The following is a 19,987-nucleotide window of genomic DNA, read 5'->3' on the forward strand; positions in this document are numbered from 1 at the left end:
TCAAACGCGCCGGCTGGCCCAGGTGACCGCCTGGGCCGCCAGCAGGGCCAGGCCCAGCGCCAGCGCCGCCACCCAGAACACCGCACGCGGGCTGCCGGCATCGAGCAATGCGCCAGCCACCGGCGCCGCCACCGCAAAGCCGATGTCCAGGCCCGAATACACCGTGCCGTAGACGCGGCCCGTGGCGCCGGCCGGTGCCGCCTGCTTGACCAGCAGGTCGCGCGAAGGTCCGGCCAGGCCGGTGCCAATGCCGGCCAGCGCCACCAGGGCCACCGCAGCCCAGGCGGACAGACCGGGCAGCGTGGCGAGCAGCAGGAGGGCCATGGCCACCAGCAGCGCCAGCGCGATGTTGCGCTCCAGCCGGCGTGCCCGAACCACCCAGAAGCCGCCCAGCAGCATGCCCAGGGCCCCGCACAGCATGTAGGCCGTCACCACCAGGTTCAGCGATTCGGCACTGCGGCCATGCAGCAAGGCCAGTGCGGCCGGCGCAAAGCTCTGCAGCGAGGCCAGCGCTGCCGTGGTGAAGAGAAAGAAGGAAAAGCACAGCCAGATCGAGGGCAGGCGCAGGAAGGCCAGTGGGTGGGCCTCGTGCGCACCCGCAGCCCCACCGGCCTTGCGCGCATGGCCCTGGGTCTGCAGATGCTCGCGCTGCAGCACCAGCAGGCTCAGCACCAGCAGGGCCACCAGGGCGCTGGCCAGGTAGACGTAGCGCCAGCTCGCCCCGGTCCCCAGCACGGCCAGGGCCAGCACGGGCATCAGCGCCCAGCCCAGATTGCCGCTGATGCCATGCACCGAGTAGGCGTGGCCGATGCGCTCATGGCTGACACGCTGGTTGAGGATGCTGAAGTCGGCCGGGTGCATCGGCGCGTTGCCCAGGCCGGCCAGCGCCGCGGCCAGCATCAGGCCGACATAGCCCTGCGCCAAGCCTGCCGCCAGCGACGCCAGCGCGAACAGACTCATCGCCACCATCAGCGCCGGGCGCGCACCATGGCGGTCCACCACGAAGCCCGACAGCGCCTGCCCCACCCCCGAGACCGCATAGAACACCGAGACCAGCAAGCCCAGCTCGGCCCAGCTCAGGCCGAACTCGCGCGCGAACACCGGAAACAGCGGCGGCAGCAGCAGGTGGAAGAAGTGGCTGGTGCCATGGGCCAAACCGACGACACCGATGGTCGTCCAGTCGGCTCGGCTGCGGTTCGGCGCGTCGGCCGGCAGGGCTAGGGTTTGCATGGGGTTGATGCTGACAGCCCGGGCTGCGTCTTTTGGATGGCAGATTGCCGAAAACTTTCGAGAATCAGCCAATGAGCCAGAAGAAACCCCGCCGGCGCGTGCTGCCACCCCATGATCCGCAGCGCTACGCCCCCTCCCCTGCCCACCCGGTGCGCGCCAAGGCCCGGCTGATGGCGCATGACATGGACATCCAGCCCCACCAGCACGACTGGGGCCAGCTGGTGATCTCGATGGCGGGTGCGGTGCGGGTCGAAGCCGAGCAGGCGGGCCAGACCCATGCCTTCATCGTGCCGCCGGCGCGCGCGGTCTGGATTCCGGCCGGCGTGGTGCATGCGGTGCGCGCCATCGAGCAGGCCGAGCTGCGCACGGCTTACCTGCATGCCGGCTGCAGCCTGGCGGCCACGCGCGGCTTCGAACGTTGCCGCGTGCTCGAGGTCAGCCCGCTGCTGCGCGAGTTGCTGCGTGAGCTCACCCCTTTAAGCGAACCCGATGCGCCCAGCGACCCGCGCGAGCCCCTGCTCGTGGCACTGCTGGTGGCGGAGCTGCAGCGCGCCGCCCCCGTGGCCCTGGGCCTGGCCCTGCCGCAGGACAAGCGCCTGCGCCGCGTCTGCGAGGCGCTGCTGGAGCAACCCCAGCAAGACCAGGAGCTGCGCCACTGGGCCGGCGAGGTGGGAGCCAGTGAACGCACCTTGGCGCGCCTGTTCCGCCAGGAGCTGGGCACCAGCTACCGACATTGGCGCCAGCAGCTGCTGCTTGCCCAGGCGCTGAGCCTGGCGGCGCGCAAGCGGCCGCTGGCCTCGATCGCCGCCGAGCTGGGCTATGCCAACCCGAGCGCCTTCAGTGCCATGGTCAAGCGCACCGTGGGCATGAGTCCGCGCGAATTCTTCGCTCTGGCTTAGCGGGACGCCGGACGATGACGCGAAACGATGCGCCGCCCGCCGCCCTGCACCTGGTGGCGGCGCCGCCGCGCTTCCATCGGGTCCACCGTCAGCGGGCGGTAGACCTCCACCCGGTCGCCATCGCTGAGGCGCTCGCTGCGCTCGGCCTTGTGGCCCCAGATGCCGATGGCTTGCTGGGGCACGCCGGCGGGCAGCCGCGCCAGGGCGTCGGCCACGGTGGCGCCGGCCGGCAGGCTCAGGCGCAGGACTTCCACCTGCCCCGGCGCCGGGCTCCAGGCCAGATCGACCTGCAGCGTCTGCTCAACGCCGGCCATAGACGGCCTCGGCGCGCTCGACGAAGCGATCCACGAACGTCGCGGCCACCTTGTCGAACACCGGGCTGAGCACGGCCTCGAGCGCACCGCTCGAAAAGGCATAGCGCAGCTCGAAGTCGATCTTGCAGGCATTCACCTCGCCCGGCGCGGCACCCGGGCGCGCCAAGGGCTTGAACAGCCAGTCGCCGTCCAGGTGCGTGAAGGGGCCATCGACCAGTTCGACGCGCACGCGCCGGTCGCCTTCATGGGTATTGCGGGTGGTGAAACTGCTGCGCACGCCGGCAAAGGCCAGGTCCAGTCGCGCGGTCAGGCCGTCTTCATGGCGGGCCAGCACCTGGGCCTTGTCGCACCAGGGCAGGAATTCGGGGTAGCGCTCCACGCCGGTGACGAGATCCACCATCTCACGCGGGCTGTACCAAAGCAGAACGGACTTCTTGACGGGCTTCATAGAATGCCGGTCATTCTAGGAACGCCCTGTCGGACTGCAGGGCGTTCGTTTTTGAGAACGCCATGAGCATCGTCGACAACCGCCGCGCCCGATTTGAATACCACCTTGAGGAAGAGTACGAGGCGGGCATGGTGCTGGAGGGCTGGGAGGTCAAGGCCATCCGCTCCGGCCAGGTGCAGCTGACGGGCGCCTTTGTGGTGGTGAAGGACGGCGAGCTGTTCCTGATCGGCTGCCAGATCAACCCCCTGCGCACCGCCAGCACCCATGTGCGCCCCGAGGCGCAGCGCACCAAGAAACTGCTGCTGGCCAAGCAGGAGATCCGGCGCCTGATCGGCAAGACCGAGCAGAAGGGCTACACCCTCGTGCCCTTGGACCTGCACTACAAGGGCGGGCGGGTGAAATGCCAGTTCGCGCTGGGCAAGGGCAAGGCCCTGCACGACAAGCGCGAGACCGAGAAGAAGCGCGAGTGGGAAAAGGAAAAGGGCCGGCTGATGCGACACAAGATCTCATCGGCCAAGGAGTAAGCCCCCAGGCCCGCCCCTTCAGCCCTCCAGGCCCGCGCCGCCGCAGCGCAGCTGCGTCACCAGGCCGTCCGCGCCCTGCAGGCTGATGCTGCGCACCGGGCCGAAAAAGGCCTGCAGTTGGTCGGGTTGCAGCACGCGCAGGGTGTCAGGCAAGGTGCGCGGGTCGTAGTAGCGCCAGTAGAGCGGCTTGCCGCCGGGGCCGTAGATCACGTTGAACTTGCGCAGGTGGCGGCGCAGCTCGGCAAAGCCGAGCGGAGCCTGGCCCGGCGGGGTGGGCGCCAGCTCCAGCACCATCGCCAGGCCGCTGGCGAACCACTGCTGCAGCAGCTTTTCGCTCGCCGCATCCACCGACTTGAGCTGCCCGAGGTAGCCGGAGACGTCGGCCAGTTCCTCCGCCAGTTCGCCGGTGAACAGGCTCTCCAGTTGGCTGAAGAGCGCGCGCGGCAGCTCGCTGGCGCCGCCGGGCAGGCCGGCGCAATCGATCAGCACGAAGGGCGGGGGCGCTTGCGTGGTCTGCAGGGCAGACCACCACTGGCTGAAGGGGATGCTCATGATCAGGCGTTGCAGATTTCGCAGAAGGGCGTGGACGAAGCGCGCGCGGCGGCCAACGCGGCGGCGGACTGGCTGATCGGTTTGTCGGTGCCGCCTTTGGAGTCCTTGGCCTCCTCGGCGTTCTTGGGCGTGTCCGGGCTGGCCCCGCTGCCGGAGCCGGCCGAGCCGCCCGAGTTGACGAACACCATTGGCCCGCTGATGTGCACGCCGGCCGGGCTGACGTTGACGAAGCTGCCGCCGCACTTGAGCGAGATCTGCGCACTCGCTTCCAGCACGATGGTGGTGCCGGCCTTGAGGTGGATTTCGGTGCCAGCCTTGGCGGCCATCTTGGTGCCGCAATCGGCCTGCCAGTCGGTGCCCACCTTGAGGTGCACGCCCGCCGCCACCTTGGTGATCTGGTCGCCGCCGATGTCGGTGTGCACGTCCTTGACGAGCTTCTCGAAGACATCCTTCTCGACCTTCAGATGGCTTTCATCGCCGATCCATTCGGTGCGCTTCTTGTTCGTGAAGAAGTTCAGGTCCTTCTCGGCGTGCAGATAGATCTCTTCGCTCCCCTTCTTGTCCTCAAAGCGCAGCTCGTTGAAGTTCGAGGCGCCGCCGCCGCTGCTGGAGCGGCTCTTCAGGCCCCAACGCGTCTTTTCATCGGGCAGCTTGTAGGGCGGCACGTTCTCGCCGTTGTAGACGCTGCCGATCACCAGCGGGCGGTCGGGGTCGCCTTCCAGGAACTGCACCACCACTTCCTGCCCCAGGCGCGGGATGGCCATGGCCCCGTAGCCGTTGCCGGCCCAGGGCTGCATCACCCGGATCCAGCAGCTGGCGTCCTGATCGGCCTTGCCATAGCGGTCCCAGCGGAACTGGACCTTGATGCGGCCATGCTTGTCGACGTGGATTTCCTCGCCGCTGGGGCCCACCACGGTTGCCGTCTGCGGGCCGGAGATCAGCGGCTTGGGCGTGAGCTGGGCGGGGCGGAAGAGTGTCTTGAGGGCAATGCCTTCGAGCTCGCAGCGGAACTCGAAACCCTGGTCACCCGCGGAGCTGTCGGCACTGCTGTGCGCCAAATAGCGGGTGGCCACGATCAGGTGCTTGTCGTTGTAGACGGCGACCGGATGCTTGGCGAGCTTGAAGCTGCGCCCCGGGCTGAAGCCGCGCACCGGGCCGAAGCCCCGGAAGACCTGGTAGCGCGCGTGCAAGGCCTCCAGGCGCAGCTTGGCCACGGCCTTGGCTTCGGTCGCCGTGGTGGCGCCGGCCGGGTCGTCGAACATGGCGAAGCTGCTCAAGGGGTGCGAGAGCGCCTTGTCGGCTTGCCCTTCCACCAGGGTGCGGGGCTTGATGTAGTCGTAATCGCGCACCACGAAGCGGCCGCTCTGCACCTCGTGCACGCCTTCCCAGCGCAGCATCAATTCCTTGTCGTCGCGGCTGTCGGAATCGAAGTGGACTTCCTCGTAGCCGGTCGCCGGGGTATGGGCACTGGGGTTGTCGGCCAGCACCAGCTCATGCTTGCCGTTGCTGTGCTCGAAGAAGTAGTAGATGCCCTCTTCCTCCATCAGCCGGCTGACGAAGTTGAAGTCGGTCTCGCGGTACTGCACGCAGTACTCGCGCTGGCGGTAGCTGCCATTGCAGTCTTTGCGGAAGCTGCACAGCGCGCCGTGGGCACGGAAGACGGCTTCGATGATGTCCAGCGCGCTCTTGTTCTGAAAGATGCGGCTGTTGGACTGGCGCTGCAGGAACCACAGCCAGGGGCTGAGCGTAGCCTCGTAGACATAGCTCTTGGTGCTGGTGGCGCCGTCCACGGTGTCGCGGTATTCGCTCGCGCCCGTCCAGCGCGTGAAGTAGCCATTGAAGTAGCGCGACTGCTCACCCTTGCCGATCAGGCGCATGGTGGCGTTCTGGCCCAGCATGTCAGTGGGCGCGATGTCGGGGCGCTTGCTCTTGAGGCGCAGACGGAACTCACTCAGGCGCGACAGTCCTTCGGTTCCATCCAGTTCAAGCAGCAGCAGGGCATGTGGGCCCAGCGTGGTGTCGATGGCGAGTGGCAGCGGCATGGCGTTCTCCGGAAGGCGGTTCGATTCTCAGGGCCCATCAAGGACCGTGGGGGGCGTGGAGCCCCTGCGGCCGGGCATCAAAGCTGGGGCGCATGGGTTGGCAGTAGTCGTCGGCGTCGCGCCCGGGCGCGCGCTGGCCCAGCCATTGCGTCCAACCCAGGCCCTGGCCGCCCTGCGCACCGGGCGGCGCCAGGCGTGCGGCCGGTGCATCGCTGGCGCGCAGCACCAGTTGCAGCTCCCAGTCCCACTCGGGGCCGACGTACAGCGCCACCAGGTCGCGCAGCTCCTGGTGAGCCGGGGCACTGGGCAGAAAGCGTTCGTAGTCGGCCAGACTGAGCGGGCCCAGCACCAGGCGGAAGCGCGAGCTGCAATCCCAGACCTGCGCCCCCGCCACCGCGTCTTGCCCCAGCCTGGCAAAGCGCTGGCCCAGGCGGCTGCGCTCCTCCGTCGGGATGGGCAGCCAACGGGCACGGAACTCCTGCACCCGCACGCGCAGGCCGAAGTAGTGCCCGAGCATGCCGGCCAGGCTGGCTGGGCTGCGCACCCGGCGCGACAGCGTGGCGGCGAACGCCTGTTTGAAGGCCGGGGGAATCAGGTCGCGCGCCGCCAGCGGGCCATGGGCAAGCCCGGCCAGCGCCGCCAGCCGATCGGCCAGCGGGTGGCCGGCATGCGGACGCTGCGACGCCCCCGGCTCGGGTGCGGCCAGTTCGGCATCCACCCCCAGCACGGCCTGGGCATCGGCCCAGGCGCGGTAGAGCAGGCCGAGCTGGCGCCGCTGCAGCACATTGAGGAAGGCGACGAAGCTCTGGCGGTCTTCCTGGCGCTGGCTGCCCGACTGCAGGTCGCGCGCGTGCTGCGTCCAGGCGTAGGGCATGGCGCCGTTCGGGCCCAGCAGGCCCAGCGCATGCTGGGCCACGCGGGCACGGGCGCGCTTGGCATCCGGCCCCTGCAGGCTCACCACTTCCTTGGGCGCGAAGCCCAGCAGCAGGGCCTGGTCGATACGCACGGCCTCGCGGTCCGGGTTGCTGGAGTAGCCCAGGCGCTCGTGGCCCGGCTGGGCGGCCTGCAGCAGGCGCAGGGCGGCGAACAGGCTGGGCTGGACGTCCTCGGCCCCGAGCGCAGCCAGGGCCTGGTCCGTCGTCCAGGCCTGCGCGGGCAGATCCTGCAGGCTGCGGCGCAGGCGCTGATCGAGCTGCAGCGCCGCGAGCACCGCGGCCGCATCGGCGCGCGCCAGCACGGTGCGCAGCACGCGCCAGCGCGAACGCCAGTCGGAAGGCAGCCCTTCGAGCGTGCGCCCCTGCCCCGCCAGGACCGAACGCAGCAGGCCTCGCAGCCGCTGCGACTCGGCCCCGCTCAGGCGTCGGGCCGGCGTCCGAGTCGCGCGCGCCATCGCAGGGCCTCGCTCCATTCCTTCATTTCGAGACGCGTCTCGACGAAGGAGTTGATGGCCACATGGCTGGCCAGAAAGTGCTCGATGACGGCCGCGAGCAGGAAGGGCGAACCGCCGTCAAAGCCGCGCTCGCTCATCTCCAGCGTGAGCTGCAGGCCGCGCGCAAAGCCGAGCGGCCCGCCACCGGGCACGCGCCGCGTGACGGCCTGCGTGCGCACCGCCAGCAGGCCTTCGGCCTGGCGGTGCAGGAAATGGGCACGCTGGGGCGCGTAGAGCGTCAGCACGGCGCGCAGCGCATCCGCTCCGCGCACGCTGCCGCCGTCGATCAGCGACAGGTAGTTGACGAACAGATGGCTGAGCGCGGTCCAGGGCTCAAAGCCGTCGACGGCGTAATCGAGCGCCTCGGAGGGCGGCACCACCGCCACGATGCGCTGCACCGGCAGGCTGTCCACCGCCTCGTAGTGCGCCGCCGCCGGCTGGTTGCGCAGGTAGCGGGGCGTTTCGCGGTCCATCACCAGGGCGCGGAACGAGAGGTACTGCAGCCCGCGCCCCTGAGGCCCGGCGCCGCGCTCGGCCAGCGCGATGTAGAGCTCGGTGCCGACAGCCGGCGCGCGCGCGCCTTCCATTTCGCCCTGCAGGCTGTCGCCCTGGAGCCAGGCACGTTGCGCCTCGATCTCGCGCTGCGTGAGCTTGCGGCGTTCGCGCCGCTGCGTGTAGAAGCTGGAGGTGGCCAGACGACCGCTGCTGGCCACCTCGAAGATGGGCGCGAAGCGACGCTCGAAGCCCTCACCCCCGCCCACCACGTCGAGCAGCTGCACCACCTCGAGGCGCCGTGCCTGATGGGCGTCGGCGACGACGCGGTACTCCGTCTTGCCCGGGCTGATGTCGCAGCGGTCCAGACCCCGCTCGCGCAGGTTCACCGCCGGGGTGCAGAACAGCGCCAGGGAGTTGGCACGCACCGCGCCCTCCAGCTTGGCGTAGTTGGCGCCCACATGCAGATGGATGAAGAGCTTGCGGCCGCTCATCTTGGCCAGCAGCGGGCGCAGGCCCTGCAGCTCGAAGAAGCGGAACTTCTCGGGCAGGGCCGCGAACTCGCGCAGCACCCGGAAGCCCGCGTGGCCGCGCACCGGCATGCGCAGCAGGGCCTCATCCTCGTCGAAACCGATGTGGCGCACCGTGCTGCCGGGCAGCCAATGGGCATCGCGCCGGCCCGCGGCATCGCTGGACAGCCCCACCGCGATGCAGCGACCGGCAATCAGCTCCATCAGCTGGCTGGCATGGGGTTCGCCGATGGCGACGAAGACGGGCAGACGGTCCAGATCGAGCTGGGCCAGATCGCCCTCCCCGGCCAGCTCCAGCTCCAGCCGCAGGCTGGCCTCGGCACGGCCCCAGCCCGGATCGCCCTGGCGCTCGGGCCGGGCGCCCAGGTATTGCACGTCGACCAGCTGCAGCGGGAACAGCTGCACCGTGCGGCAGGTCTCGAACTCACAGCGCAGATCGGGCAGGCCGCGCACGCCGCCCACGACGACGGCACCGCGCGGCACGGCCTGGCCACCCATGAGCTTGTCGTCGGCCAGCTGCGGCTGCAACTGCAGCACACAGGCCGGTGGCGTGGGGGCCAGCCAGCCGGGGAACAGCACGTCCAGCAATTGCTGGGTGAAGACCGGGTATTGGCTATCCAGCTTGAGCCGCGTGCGCGCGGCCAGGAAGGCCACGCCTTCGAGCAGGCGTTCGACATAGGGGTCTTCGACCCGCCCCTTGTCGAGCGCCAGCATGGCGGCGGCGCTCGGGTATTCGGCCGCGAACTCGCGGGCCTCGCCGCGCAGGTGCTCGAGTTCCTCGTTGTAGAGCTCGATCAGGCGTGGATTCATGGCAGCGGAGCGATGCGGAGCCGGCGCGTCATGCGATCACCTTGGCCTGACCGGTTTCCAGGTCGAGCTCGGTGCGCACTTCGAACTCCTGCAAGGGATTGGCGCGCAGATAGCCCTGCACCGAGAACTTCAGGGTGTTGAAGTGCGGCACCCCCGGTTCGACCAGCGGCAGCACCTCCAGATGATCCGGGTGGATGCGCGGCTCAAAAAACATGATGCGACGGCGGATCTCTTCGGCCACGCGGCGCGGCGCCATCGTGGACTGGGTCCGGCCCGAGTACACCGGCACGCCGAAGCCGATCACGGACTGCTGCACCGCCTCGGGCAGCTCGATGCCATCGAGCTGCTGCGGCGCCTCGGTATTGAGCAGCCATTCCAAGTTGCGAATCACATCGCGCCGCACGTCTTCCCAGCTGCTCTTGACCGCGCGCTGCCCCCGGCCGTCCAGGGCATTGCCCCAGCGTTCCAGCAGGCAGGGGAGAAAGAAACTCATGGGCGTGGGCTCACGAGGTGAACAGCAGTTCGCGGACGTCCAACAGGCCGCATTCGCTGCTGTCGGTCATCAAGGTCTTCTGGCCGCGGCCGAGGTAGCTGTCGCCATCCAGGGCCTGCCAGTCGGTGCGCTCGCCCAGCATCTGGGCGTCATCCTGCGGGAAGGGGTAGCGCGCCGGCAGGAAGACCTCGACGCTGCCTTCGTCGCCCAGCTCCAGCAAGGCATGCAGCCAGAGGCGGTCGCGGATCTCGGTGGGTGGGCGCGATTCGATGCGCCGCACCAGGCTCCAGGGCAGCCACAGGTACTTGCCCTGCACCATCACCTCCAGGCAAGGTCCGAGCCGGGCGTCGCCATCGCACAGCCATTCGAAGGGCTGGCCATTGAGCTGGCCTTGCCGTGCCGGGCTGTCTTGCTGGGCACGAGCGAGCAAGGCCGCCGCGGCCGGCCATTGCGCGGCCTGCGAGCCTTCGCCCAGCGTCTGCAGGCCGGCGGCCAGGCTGGCGAACCAGGCGGGCGGCTCACCCAGGCAGGTCGGCATCTGGCGCCCGGAAAACACCTCCTGGCGCTGCGCTTCGGCCTGCAGCAGCAGGTGGCAGGCCGCTACTTCCATCGTCCAGCTGCTGTCGATCGCCAGCAAGGCATCGAGCTGGGTGCGCGCGCGGTCGAACTCGCCGCGGGCGGCAAAGATCTGCCACAAGGCGCTGCGCGCCTTGATGTCTCCCGGGCTGGCTTGCACCCGGCGTTTGGCGTCTTCGAACAATGCATCAAGTGCCATGGAGACCCCCAGAACAAACCGGGGTCTGCATGGCAGACCCCGGTGAACCGAACAAGATGGGCTTTAAGCCTTCTTGTTCTTCTGCACGTCGAAGCCGGCGATGACCGGGCCACCCTTCTTGGCGCCCTTGTTGTCCTGCTCCTGGTACTCGACCTTGTACTCGCGGAAGGCGATGCACACGGTCTCGATCGGGGTGTCGTTGGCAGCACCGCCGACCTGCACGCTGGAGATCAGCAGATCGTTCATGGTGATCTTCAGGAAAGGCACGACGGCATCACCACCGGCCTTGCAGAAGGTCATGACCGCATCCTTGATGTGCTTGCCGGTGCAGCAGGCTTCCATCAGCTTGGGCGAGGCCTTGTCCATCATGTGCATGAAGGTCATGTCATTGAGGTTGACCTTGCCGGCCGAACCGCCGGTGCTGGAGCCGAAGTTCGTGGGCATGGACATGCCCCAGCTCCAGGACTCGACCTGGATCTGCTTTTCGAAACCGGTGACCTCGGACATGCCTTCGATGCCGTCGATCTTGATGTGGATATTGACTGCCATGGTTTGCTCCTTGTGGGATGGTTAGCGCTCAGGCTTGGCGCTGGGACGGGAGTTCCGACACCAGACGCAGGCCCACATTGAGGCCTTCGAGCTGGTAGTGCGGACGCAGGAAGAACTGCGCGTTGTAGTAGCCGGGGTTGGACTTGTTTTCCGTCACCGTGACCTCGGCGCCCGAGAGGGGGCGCGAAGCCAGCAGTTCCTGCGAGGCGTCCGGGTCCTCGTAGACGTAGTTCAGGATCCAGTCCTGAAGGTAGCGCTGCATCGCCGACGCGCTGGTGAAGCCGCCGACCTTGTCGCGCACCATGCACTTCAGGTAATGCGCAAAGCGGCAGGTGGCGAAGATGTAGGGCAGGCGCGCGCCCAGGCGGGCATTGGCGGTGACGGCCGGGTCGTCGAACACTGGCGGCTTGTGCAGCGAGTCGCCGGCCATGAACACGGCCTTGTCCGAGTTCTTGCGGTGCACCAGGGCCATCAGGCCGTTCTTGGCCAGCTCGCCCTCGCGGCGGTCGGTGATGGCGATCTCGGTCGGGCACTTGGTGTCGACGCCGCCGTCATCGGTCGCAAAGGTGTGGGTGGGCAGATTGGCCACCTCGCCACCGCTCTCGACGCCACGGATGGCCGTGGTCCAGCCGTACAGCTTGTGGGCGCGCGTGATGTTGGTGGCCATCGCGTAGCAGCTGTTGGCCCAGGTGTAGTTCTCGTGCGCCCCACCCTCGGCATGCTCCTCGTAGGCCATGCCCTCGGCCGGGTTGGTGCGCTCGCCGTAGGGCAGGCGCGCCAGAAAGCGCGGCATGCACAGGCCGACATAGCGGCTGTCGTCGCTCTGGCGGAACGAGCGCCAGGCGGCGTACTCGGGCATCTCGAAGATCTTGGTCAGATCACGCGGGTTGCTCAGTTCCTGCCAGCTTTGCATCTGGAACAGGGCCGGGCTGGGCGAACTGATGAAGGGCGCGTGCGCGGCCGCGGCGATCTTGGCCATGCCCTGCAGGATCTCGACGTCGGGCGGGCTCTGGTCGAACTGGTAGTCGCCCACCAGGCAGCCATAAGGCGTACCACCCAGGGTGCCGTACTCGCTCTCGTAGATCTGCTTGAACAGCGGCGACTGATCCCAAGCCACGCCCTTGAACTTGCGGAACATCCCGCCAAGATCCTTCTTGGAGATGTTCATCACGCGGATCTTGAGCTTCTCGTCGGTCTCGGTGTTGTTGACCATGTAGCTCAGACCGCGCCAAGCCCCTTCCATCTGCTGGAACTCGGGGTGGTGCATGATCTTGTCGAGCTGCTTGCCGACCTTCGAATCGATGGCCGCGATGATGGCGTCGATCGACTGGATCACGTCGCCCTGCAGCAGCTTGGTGTCCGACAAGGCCTGCTGGGCCAGGGTCTGCACCGCCGCTTCGATCTGCGACTGGGCTTCGTTGGTGGGCGGCCGGAATTCCTTCTTCAGCAGGGATTGCAGGTCGTTGCCTTCCTGCACTTGCACCTGGGCCAAACCACTGCTTGCTGCGTGTTCAGTTGCCATGGGGTTCCTCTTCGTGAATGCGGTGGAGCGAGATCACTCGGCCTTGTCTTCGGGCTTGGGCGCGTCGGCAATCGCCTTGAGCAGGTTCGGGTCCTCAATGATCTTGTTCAACAGTTCCTCGGCCTGGCTCTTGCCATCCATATAGGTCTTGAGCGCGGCGAGTTGGTTGCGCGCTTCCACCAGCTTCTTCAGCGAGTCGACCTTCGAGGCCACCTTGATGGGCGAGAAGTCGTCCATGCTTTCGAACTCGATCGAGACCGGGATCTGGCCTTCACCGGTCAGCGCGTTGTCGACCTGGAAGCTCACCTTGGGCTTGATGGCCGCCATGCGCTTGTCGAAGTTGTCGATGTCGATTTCCATGAACTTGCGATCGGCGACGGCCTTCTTGGCCTCCTCGCTGTCGCTCTTGCCGGCCAGGTCCGACATGACGCCGACGATGAAGGGCAGCTCCACCATCTTCTTGGCGCCGTACTGCTCAAGCTCGTACTGGATCTGCACCCGCGGTGCGCGGTTGCGTCCGATGAATTTCTGACCTTCGCTCATGCTGGGCTCCTTGGGGTAAAGGGGTGGGGCTTATTCGTAAGCTTCCGGCAGCTTGTGACCGGTGATGCGTTCGATCTCGCTGATCGAGTCCGGCGCCATGTCCTTGACGATATCGAAAAAGCTGGCGGCGCCAAGTAGTCGTTCTGCTCTCCGCAGGAATAGGGGGGCTGGGTGTCCCGGTTCGCTGCGTTCGAGGTAGTCGGCAATTTCCAAGATCAGCCGGCGAGCATCTTCGCGCGTGGCCAGCCGGCCGCCAACGGTATGCGCCGGGGCGCCGCTGCTGGCCGCCGTGCCGGTGGACAGGCCGGCGGCGGCGTTCACCGCCGACATCGCGGCACCCGCACCCAGCTGCTGCTCTTCCATAGAGAGACGGCGCAGGGCGCGACGCAACAAGGCCAGCACGCGCTCGCCAGCGGGCATCTGGCTGCCGAAGCGTTCACTCAACTGCACCAGGGCCTGCACCGCGGCCTCGATGGGCTCGCGCACGCCGCGAAACAGCGCGGCCAGGGCCGCGTCGTCGATCTGGTTGGGGTCGATCTGCTGCGTCTGCGCGCCGTGGATGCGCACGATGGCCTGCAGGTGCGCCGGACCACTGAGCCCCCCACCTGAGGGGTCGGGCTCGATGGCATCGTCGAGCACTTCGGCATCACGAAAGCTCATCGTGCCGGCACCGGAGCTGACGACCGGGCACTCGCGCAGCATGTGCAACAAGCTGTCACCATTGCAGAGCTCGCCGATCAGCATGGCACGGGCGCTGTAGTCCTCCGGGTCGTAGTCGTCGGCGCGGGGAAAGAGCTCGGTCGGCCATTGGTCGAGCAGGCGCTCGCACAGCTCCAGGCTCTGCACCAGACCGGGCACGCCGCGCAGCTGCAGCGCAGCCAGCGCGAGCTGCTGCACGACGGCCAGATCCTTGCCGGTGTTCTTCAGCAGGTCCAGGCAGCGGGACTCGACCTCCTCCGCCACACCTGCGGCGGTCGCGTTCTTGCCGGTGACCTCGCGCACGCGCGCCACCAGCTGCTTGTTGCGTTCCTCGCCGGCGGAGAGCGTGTCGCGCGCGAAGCGCTGGTCGCTTTCGGCGTTCTCGCCAGAGTAGGGCATGCGCTCGCGTCGCTTCAGCTCTTCCAGCTCAGCCCGCTGGCCCAAGTATTCGCACAGGCTGGTGACCTCCTGGAACTTGAGCGTGTAGGCGCACTCCTCGCCGGCCGGCTCCGCGTCGGAGATCGGAGTCAGCAGTTCATCGATATTCAGCACGTTGGGGAATCCTCGGCAGGGGCCTGTGCCGGGGCGGCAGGAGGCCGGGTCTCATCGTCATCGGGTGGGCCGAACCAGACCCAGCCACCGGCCGTCCAGCGGCCATCGAACAGGGCTGCGAAGTCCGCACCCCGCAGCGGGCTGGCACGGCTCGCAAAGAACACGTCGAAGCCGTCAGCCTGGGTGATCAGCGCACCCGCGGCCAGGAAGCTTGGCGGCAGGTGCGAACAGGTGGCGCGCTGCGCCCCCTGCATGCGCGCCTCCGGCCCTTGGAAGGCCAGGCGCTGCATGGATTCCGGCAGGCCGGGCAAGGTGATGTCCTCGGCCGTACGGAAGGGTTGCGCGGCCTGCAGCCAGTCGTTCCATTCGGCGGCGGGCGGCAGCTCGGTCAGGCGCGCCTGCAGGGCGTCCGGGCCCAGCAACTCCTGCTGCGCTTCGATGCCGATGCGGCACAGCGCCACCGCCATCGCCAGGCTGGGCCAGAGCAGGCCAGCAAAGGGATCGCCCGCCTCCTGCTCCAGCCCAATGCACAGGGGGAAGAAGCGCCCGACCCGGTCGCTGCTCGGCACCAGGGCGCCCAGAAATCCGCTCGGGCACAGGGCGCCGGGTTTGAGGTGCAGCAGCACCGGCACGGCGTGGCGCTCCAGGCTTTCGCGCGTGGCACCGCCCTGCTGCGCGGCCTGCAGTGCCGCCTGCAGCCAATCGTCCAGCGCCTGGCAGAGCGGCCGCGAAAAACCGCGGCTGACGAAATCCCCCACCGCCGGGACCTTGCCGTGGAAGCCGAGCTGGGCCATGGAGGCTTACTCCTGTGGGCAGCCGAAGCCGTCCAGCTCGCGCAGGCGGAAGGGGTTGAAGGCCGCGCTGCCCACGCGCAGCTCGATGGTGGCCTTCTGCCCGTTGCCGGCGGTGTAACCCAGGCGCAGGCGGTCGCCAGCGCTGGCGGCATCGAGCTGGCCCTTGTCGACCAAGCGGAACAGGGCCCAGGCGCCTTCCACCTGCACCACCGGCGCGCCACCAATCGTCAGCTTGGCGCCCGGACGCGCGGGCCAGGTCAGGCGTGCGCTGCCACCGGCCTTGAGCTTGTGGGTGGCACCGTCGTAGTCCAGCTGCAGTTCACCATCGCTGCTGGCCACGCTGAGGTCCACCACCACCTGCGCATTGGCGCCGCCACCCAAGAAGGCGGTGCGGATGGCATCGGCGTTCTGGAACTGGCGCAAGGTGGCGGCGGAGACGGGCGGTGAGCCCTCGCCGGTGGCCTTGAGGCGCCAGACCGCGCCGGACTTGTCGACAAAGCTCGCGAGCGTGCTGGTGAAGAAGGCGTCCAACTCGCCACCGGCCTTGAAGACGTTGACGAAGTCCTGCACGCCCACATCATTGGGGCTGTTGCGGTTGAAGGGGTACTTGCCGGGGATGGCGCGCTTGCACATGGCCGCCGCACCGCCCACACCCGCCTTGATCTCCTGCTTGATGCCGCCGCCGGCTTCGCCTTCGGCCACCGCCACCAGGCCCTTGATGACGCCCGACACCGGCATCGCGAAGCGATCGGCCTGCGCCTTGGCATTCAGCAGGCGTGCGGGCATTTCCTTCACGCCCTGGCCGCTGCTGAGCTTTTGCTGCAGCGCCACCAGCTCGGCCGCCACGTCGTTGATCAGTGCGATCGCCGCGTCGATCTCGCCGGTCTTGCCGTCGCCCAACAGGCGACGCAGGTCGGCGAAGCGGTCTTCGAGCTGCTGTTCCAGCTGACGCGCCACATCCTTGGGCAGGACCGTGCCCACCACCTGCCCGGCCTGCGCGCCGAACAGGCCCGAGGTGGCGGAGGTGGCCTTCTCGGCCAGCTTGCGCTTGGCCTCGTCTTCGGCCGCCTTGCCGGCCACATCGCCGGTGCCGGTCGGGTTGGCCAGGCGGGTCTGCTCCACCGCAGCCTGGATCAGGCGCTTGAGCGCGGAGTCGGAAGTCGAAAGCACCTGCGAGGCATTGAGTGCGCCACGCAGCCCGTCGAGCCGGCGCAGGCGGATGTCGGCCAGCACGCCGCGCCAGGTCTGCTCGTAGTCGGCGAAGTAGCGCCGCTGCACCTCGGCGGCCACCTGCGCGGGGTCGCGCGAGCCTACGCCGGAGGCCTGCGAGCCCATCACCCAGGCTTCCTCCTCCCCCATCAGCTTGGCCACCTCGGCGATGCGCGGCTTGACGGCACGGCGATAGCCTTCGGCGGTGAAGACGGCCGGGATCGGCTCGGTCAGCGCCGCGCCGGAAGCGCGCTCCAGCACGCCCACGCCGCTGGCGCCCAGCACCTCGGACAGGCGCAGACCTTCACCCGCACCAGACAGGCGCAGCATGGCGTAGGCACGGTCCACCAGCGAGGAACCCGCCACCCGCGTGCGGGCATTGGTAACCAGCTGGGCATTGCGCGTGTGCACGGCATCGGCTTGCAGCTCGCCCGCGGCGGCCAGCGCCTGCAAATGCGGCAGCGCGCGCGCCACCAGTGCGGGGTCGAAGGCACCGCGCCAGAGATCGCCCACCGCCCCGACGAACCATTCCTTGTTCATGCGCTTGGCGTCGAACAGCATCAGGTAGGTCTTGAGCGCGGCATAGACGGCGTCGGGTGTGGCCTGTGGCGCCGCCATCACGGTTTCCAGCTGCAGCGCGATGCGCGGGATCAGGCCGCGTTGCAGGGCCGCGCGATAGCGTTCCTGCACCTGCTCGTCCACGGCGCGACCCTGGTAGAGGCCCCAGCGCATGCCGCCGCGCGGCTGGTCGACGGGATCGTGCACGGCGGGCGGTACGGAGCGCAGGTCGTCGAGCGCCTGCACCAGGCTGGCCAGGTCGCCTGCCGCGGGCGCGCCCACGGCCGTGAGGCTCTGGCGCGCGGTGTTTGCGGCGGCCGCTGCCTGCTGCAGGCCGGCGCGGTTGTTGAAGAAGCTCACCGTCCACGCGGTGATCAGGCCCAGGCCCAGCAGCAGGCTCAGGCCGATGAGCGCCCAGCTCAGGCGCTTGAGCTGCTGCTCACGGCGCTCGCTGTGCCCAGCCAGGCCGGCCTCGCCGAACACCACTTCGGTGAGCAGGCGCTGCAGAAAGTAGCTCTTGGCCGCACCGCCGGTGCCGGCGGCGCGCAGCAGGGTGCCGCCTTGCAGATCGAGCGCCTGCGCCAGGCCCTGAATGACCCGATCCACCGGCGTGCCGAACTGAGTGCCGCTGCTGAAGTAGACGCCGCGCAGCAGCGCCGGCTGCGCCAGCTTGGATTCGCCAAAGGCGGTTTCGAGGAAGCTGCTGACCAGCGGGCCCACGGCCGCGAACTGCTGCGGAAAGGCGTAGAGCGCGGCGCGGCGGTCGGCGTCACGCTCTTCCTGCAGGCGCGGCAGCAGCTGCTGGTTGATGCGCTCCACCAGGCCGGGGAAGGCGGCGTCGAAACCCGCCTTGGCCGGCGTGGTGGCGCGCGTCTTCAAGTCCAGCTCGAAGGTATGGCCCCAGACCTGGCTGCGGCCCTCGGCGTCGAGGTTGGCGAAGAACTCACTGAAGCCCGAGATCAGGTCGGACTTGGTCACCATCAGGTAGACCGGGAACTGCAGACCCAACTCGCGCTGCAGTTCCTCGATGCGCACCCGCACTGTTTGCGCATAGGTGTTGCGCTCCGCAGCGGTGCCCTGCAACAGATCAGACATCGAGAGCGTCACGATGACGCCGTTGATGGGCTGGCGCGGCCGGTACTTCTTCAGCAGGGTGAGGAAGGACTTCCAGGCCGATTCATCCACCTGGGCCTGGCTGTCCTGCGTGGTGTAGCGGCCCGCGGTGTCAATCAGCACCGCCTCATCGGTGAACCACCAGTCGCAATTGCGCGTGCCGCCGATGCCACCCAGCGCCGCCGCCGCCGCACCGGGCGCGGCGAGCGGGAAGCGCAGGCCGGAATTCACCAGAGCCGTGGTCTTGCCCGAGCCCGGCGCGCCGATGAACATGTACCAGGGCAGCTGGTAGAGCAGCTTGCCGCCGCTCTTGCCGCCAAGCTTGGTGCCCTTCAGGGTCTTGAGCGCCTCGGCAAAGCGCTGCTGCAGCGCGGCCTGCTCTTCGCGCGAGGCGGAGTTGTCCCCCGCGCCGGCGGCCATCTCGTCCATCAGCTTGCGATTGCGGCGCGCGGCCAGCCAGCGCAACAGGAACTCCAGACCGAGCCAGAGCGCCACGACGAGGATGATCAGCAGCAGGCGCACCGACCAGGGTGCCAGCGGGCGCGATTCGTCCGAGCCCAGCAAGGGCGCCAGGAACCAGATCAACAGGGAGAGAACAAAGACGACAAAGCCGCCAATGAACCAGCGCTTGTGGGCACGGATGAAGTTCATACCGCCCCCCCGGCGTTGGCCACACGCAAGGTGATCTCGACCCGGCGGTTCTGCGCCCTGCCCTCGGCCGTGTTGTTCGGCGCCACGGGCTCGCTTTCACCGCGGCCCTCGTAGCTGAGCCGGCCGCCGTCCTTCAGACGTGTCTTCATGGCCTCTGCCACGGCACGGGCACGCGCCTTGGAGAGCTCGAAGTTCGAGGGGAACTGCAGGGTTCGGGTGGGCACGTTGTCGGTATGTCCGGTGACGACGATGCGGCCCTCGACCTGGTCCATGGCCCAGGCCACGCGGTCCATCAGGGCCATGGCGGTGCCGGTGGGCACGGCGCTGCCGGAGTCAAAGGCCAGTTCGCTGACCAGGATGACGCGCGACTCCAGCGCGTTCTCCTCGACCTTCAGCTGGCGTGCCTGGATCTCGGCGGCCAGCAACTGCACCAAGCGCGGCCGCGGCGGCGGCGCCAGCGCCAGCTGGCTGGGTGGGCTGGGCTTGAGGCTGAGCTGGCTCAAGGCCAGTTCCTCGCGGTAGCCGGCCAGCTTGAAGGCATAGGCGGTGTAGAACAGCAGGCACAGCAGGGCCATCACCGCCACCGTCAGCCACATCAGGGTGAAGCCCTTGAACTGGCGCGCCGCCACGGCCACACCTTGCCAGCGCGGCGAGAGCGCACGCTCGACCTCGGGCTGACCATTGCGGATCAGGTTGTAGAGGCGCTCACGGATGTCCGCCACTGCCTGCCGGCCATTGCCTTCCTGCAGCAGGTATCGGCCCATGAAGCCAAGCGACAGGCAGACATAGAAGAGCTGCAGCAGCCAGGCGAACTTGGTGGGGTTCTCGACCAGCTTGTCGAGGATCTGGAAGAACTTCTCGCCGCCCCAGTTCTCGCGGAAGTTGTGGATCAGCAGCGATTGGCGCGCCCAGTTGGCATTGCCGCTCCACGAGGTGCGCTGCACCGATTCGTCCACCATCGTGCACAGCGCGTAGCGGGCCAGGTGGCGTTGGTCTTCCGGCACCTGGGCGCGCTCGGCGTTGGCGTCGAACTCGCGCACCATGTCCAGCAGCCGGGTGCGCAGGGCATCCACATTGGCCGGCGCGCCACCGCCGCGCAGCGAGGCGATCACCAGCAGCAGCGGGTTGGCCGCTGCCACCAGGGGGTTGATGGCCGCCAGGGCGCCGATCTGGCGGGCGTCCAGCGTGGAGCTGGCGCGGCTCGCCGCGGAGGCCATCGCCGGGCGGTGGATCAGGGTGCGTTCGTTGTCGCTGCTCAT

18 protein-coding genes are annotated in these 19,987 nt (G+C 68.4%); 2 read left to right on the forward strand and 16 right to left on the reverse strand.

The window, feature by feature from the left end; all coding sequences use genetic code 11:
* On the reverse strand, positions 1 to 1,230 hold the full coding sequence (locus tag ACE3QP_RS12065) for an MFS transporter (protein WP_374436361.1): 1,230 nt from the start codon (positions 1,228 to 1,230) through the stop codon (positions 1 to 3).
* A 71-nt stretch (positions 1,231 to 1,301) separates the two neighbouring features.
* Between ACE3QP_RS12065 and ACE3QP_RS12070 the strand changes: the two genes are divergently transcribed.
* Positions 1,302 to 2,129 carry a helix-turn-helix transcriptional regulator gene (locus ACE3QP_RS12070; RefSeq protein ID WP_374436362.1) on the forward strand — a complete coding sequence of 276 codons (828 nt, stop codon included), beginning with the start codon at positions 1,302 to 1,304 and terminating at the stop codon, positions 2,127 to 2,129.
* Here ACE3QP_RS12070 and ACE3QP_RS12075 read toward each other — a convergent pair.
* Together ACE3QP_RS12075 and ACE3QP_RS12080 are read right to left on the reverse strand one after the other, a co-directional pair.
* Complete coding sequence (locus ACE3QP_RS12075; RefSeq protein ID WP_374436364.1) at positions 2,126 to 2,443, reverse strand: RnfH family protein; 318 nt, start codon at positions 2,441 to 2,443, stop codon at positions 2,126 to 2,128. The two genes, ACE3QP_RS12070 and ACE3QP_RS12075, sit on opposite strands and share 4 nt — an antisense overlap.
* A complete protein-coding gene (locus ACE3QP_RS12080) occupies positions 2,430 to 2,891 on the reverse strand; it encodes a type II toxin-antitoxin system RatA family toxin (RefSeq protein WP_198111506.1) in 462 nt (153 codons plus the stop codon). The genes ACE3QP_RS12075 and ACE3QP_RS12080 overlap by 14 nt, the downstream gene beginning before the upstream one ends.
* Positions 2,892 to 2,953: 62 nt before the next feature.
* On the opposite strand from ACE3QP_RS12080, the gene smpB reads away from it, so the two are divergent.
* On the forward strand, positions 2,954 to 3,415 hold the full coding sequence (gene smpB / locus ACE3QP_RS12085) for an SsrA-binding protein SmpB (protein WP_374436366.1): 462 nt from the start codon (positions 2,954 to 2,956) through the stop codon (positions 3,413 to 3,415).
* Between the two features lie 18 nt (positions 3,416 to 3,433).
* Here smpB and ACE3QP_RS12090 read toward each other — a convergent pair whose 3' ends face one another.
* The 13 genes from ACE3QP_RS12090 to tssL all read right to left on the reverse strand — a co-directional run bounded on the left by ACE3QP_RS12090 (position 3,434) and on the right by tssL (position 19,987).
* On the reverse strand, positions 3,434 to 3,967 hold the full coding sequence (locus tag ACE3QP_RS12090) for a DUF4123 domain-containing protein (RefSeq protein ID WP_374436368.1): 534 nt from the start codon (positions 3,965 to 3,967) through the stop codon (positions 3,434 to 3,436).
* A gap of 2 nt (positions 3,968 to 3,969) precedes the next feature.
* Positions 3,970 to 6,009: a type VI secretion system Vgr family protein gene (locus tag ACE3QP_RS12095; RefSeq protein ID WP_374436370.1), complete on the reverse strand. Its 2,040-nt coding sequence runs from the start codon at positions 6,007 to 6,009 to the stop codon at positions 3,970 to 3,972.
* Positions 6,010 to 6,046: 37 nt separating this feature from the next.
* Positions 6,047 to 7,399: a type VI secretion system baseplate subunit TssG gene (gene tssG / locus ACE3QP_RS12100; protein ID WP_374436372.1), complete on the reverse strand. Its 1,353-nt coding sequence runs from the start codon at positions 7,397 to 7,399 to the stop codon at positions 6,047 to 6,049.
* Positions 7,363 to 9,270, reverse strand: a complete 1,908-nt coding sequence (gene tssF / locus ACE3QP_RS12105) for a type VI secretion system baseplate subunit TssF (protein ID WP_374436374.1) — start codon at positions 9,268 to 9,270, stop codon at positions 7,363 to 7,365. Before tssF ends, tssG begins: the two co-directional genes overlap by 37 nt.
* A gap of 28 nt (positions 9,271 to 9,298) precedes the next feature.
* The gene (locus ACE3QP_RS12110) at positions 9,299 to 9,763 is read right to left on the reverse strand and encodes a type VI secretion system baseplate subunit TssE (RefSeq protein WP_198111512.1); all 465 of its coding nucleotides are present in this window, start codon (positions 9,761 to 9,763) and stop codon (positions 9,299 to 9,301) included.
* A 10-nt stretch (positions 9,764 to 9,773) separates the two neighbouring features.
* Entirely contained in the window at positions 9,774 to 10,538 is a 765-nt protein-coding gene (locus ACE3QP_RS12115; RefSeq protein WP_374436376.1) for a type VI secretion system accessory protein TagJ, read from the reverse strand.
* Between the two features lie 63 nt (positions 10,539 to 10,601).
* Positions 10,602 to 11,087, reverse strand: a complete 486-nt coding sequence (locus ACE3QP_RS12120; protein ID WP_198111514.1) for a type VI secretion system tube protein Hcp — start codon at positions 11,085 to 11,087, stop codon at positions 10,602 to 10,604.
* Positions 11,088 to 11,115: 28 nt separating this feature from the next.
* Positions 11,116 to 12,609, reverse strand: a complete 1,494-nt coding sequence (gene tssC, locus ACE3QP_RS12125; RefSeq protein WP_198111515.1) for a type VI secretion system contractile sheath large subunit — start codon at positions 12,607 to 12,609, stop codon at positions 11,116 to 11,118.
* Positions 12,610 to 12,642: 33 nt separating this feature from the next.
* Complete coding sequence (gene tssB, locus ACE3QP_RS12130) at positions 12,643 to 13,152, reverse strand: type VI secretion system contractile sheath small subunit (RefSeq protein ID WP_198111516.1); 510 nt, start codon at positions 13,150 to 13,152, stop codon at positions 12,643 to 12,645.
* Between the two features lie 30 nt (positions 13,153 to 13,182).
* Entirely contained in the window at positions 13,183 to 14,403 is a 1,221-nt protein-coding gene (locus tag ACE3QP_RS12135; RefSeq protein WP_374436379.1) for an ImpA family type VI secretion system protein, read from the reverse strand.
* Positions 14,397 to 15,197: a type VI secretion system-associated protein TagF gene (gene tagF / locus ACE3QP_RS12140; RefSeq protein WP_374436380.1), complete on the reverse strand. Its 801-nt coding sequence runs from the start codon at positions 15,195 to 15,197 to the stop codon at positions 14,397 to 14,399. The genes ACE3QP_RS12135 and tagF overlap by 7 nt, the downstream gene beginning before the upstream one ends.
* A gap of 6 nt (positions 15,198 to 15,203) precedes the next feature.
* A complete protein-coding gene (tssM, locus tag ACE3QP_RS12145; RefSeq protein ID WP_374436383.1) occupies positions 15,204 to 18,728 on the reverse strand; it encodes a type VI secretion system membrane subunit TssM in 3,525 nt (1,174 codons plus the stop codon).
* Positions 18,725 to 19,987, reverse strand: coding sequence for a type VI secretion system protein TssL, long form (gene tssL, locus ACE3QP_RS12150; protein WP_374436385.1), 1,263 nt, complete (start codon positions 19,985 to 19,987; stop codon positions 18,725 to 18,727). Before tssL ends, tssM begins: the two co-directional genes overlap by 4 nt.

The sequence above is a fragment of the Inhella sp. genome, assembly GCF_041912635.1.
In the GTDB taxonomy this organism is placed as follows: domain Bacteria; phylum Pseudomonadota; class Gammaproteobacteria; order Burkholderiales; family Burkholderiaceae_C; genus Inhella.

What these genes read in the sequence shown, in the direction of transcription:
- ACE3QP_RS12065 (WP_374436361.1), bottom strand. Translation starts at nt 1,230, where the DNA reads ATGCAAACCCTAGCCCTGCCGGCCGACGCGCCGAACCGCAGCCGAGCC.
- ACE3QP_RS12070 (WP_374436362.1), top strand. Translation starts at nt 1,302, where the DNA reads ATGAGCCAGAAGAAACCCCGCCGGCGCGTGCTGCCACCCCATGATCCG.
- ACE3QP_RS12075 (WP_374436364.1), bottom strand. Translation starts at nt 2,443, where the DNA reads ATGGCCGGCGTTGAGCAGACGCTGCAGGTCGATCTGGCCTGGAGCCCG.
- ACE3QP_RS12080 (WP_198111506.1), bottom strand. Translation starts at nt 2,891, where the DNA reads ATGAAGCCCGTCAAGAAGTCCGTTCTGCTTTGGTACAGCCCGCGTGAG.
- smpB (WP_374436366.1), top strand. Translation starts at nt 2,954, where the DNA reads ATGAGCATCGTCGACAACCGCCGCGCCCGATTTGAATACCACCTTGAG.
- ACE3QP_RS12090 (WP_374436368.1), bottom strand. Translation starts at nt 3,967, where the DNA reads ATGAGCATCCCCTTCAGCCAGTGGTGGTCTGCCCTGCAGACCACGCAA.
- ACE3QP_RS12095 (WP_374436370.1), bottom strand. Translation starts at nt 6,009, where the DNA reads ATGCCGCTGCCACTCGCCATCGACACCACGCTGGGCCCACATGCCCTG.
- tssG (WP_374436372.1), bottom strand. Translation starts at nt 7,399, where the DNA reads ATGGCGCGCGCGACTCGGACGCCGGCCCGACGCCTGAGCGGGGCCGAG.
- tssF (WP_374436374.1), bottom strand. Translation starts at nt 9,270, where the DNA reads ATGAATCCACGCCTGATCGAGCTCTACAACGAGGAACTCGAGCACCTG.
- ACE3QP_RS12110 (WP_198111512.1), bottom strand. Translation starts at nt 9,763, where the DNA reads ATGAGTTTCTTTCTCCCCTGCCTGCTGGAACGCTGGGGCAATGCCCTG.
- ACE3QP_RS12115 (WP_374436376.1), bottom strand. Translation starts at nt 10,538, where the DNA reads ATGGCACTTGATGCATTGTTCGAAGACGCCAAACGCCGGGTGCAAGCC.
- ACE3QP_RS12120 (WP_198111514.1), bottom strand. Translation starts at nt 11,087, where the DNA reads ATGGCAGTCAATATCCACATCAAGATCGACGGCATCGAAGGCATGTCC.
- tssC (WP_198111515.1), bottom strand. Translation starts at nt 12,609, where the DNA reads ATGGCAACTGAACACGCAGCAAGCAGTGGTTTGGCCCAGGTGCAAGTG.
- tssB (WP_198111516.1), bottom strand. Translation starts at nt 13,152, where the DNA reads ATGAGCGAAGGTCAGAAATTCATCGGACGCAACCGCGCACCGCGGGTG.
- tagF (WP_374436380.1), bottom strand. Translation starts at nt 15,197, where the DNA reads ATGGCCCAGCTCGGCTTCCACGGCAAGGTCCCGGCGGTGGGGGATTTC.
- tssM (WP_374436383.1), bottom strand. Translation starts at nt 18,728, where the DNA reads ATGAACTTCATCCGTGCCCACAAGCGCTGGTTCATTGGCGGCTTTGTC.
- tssL (WP_374436385.1), bottom strand. Translation starts at nt 19,987, where the DNA reads ATGAGCAGCGACAACGAACGCACCCTGATCCACCGCCCGGCGATGGCC.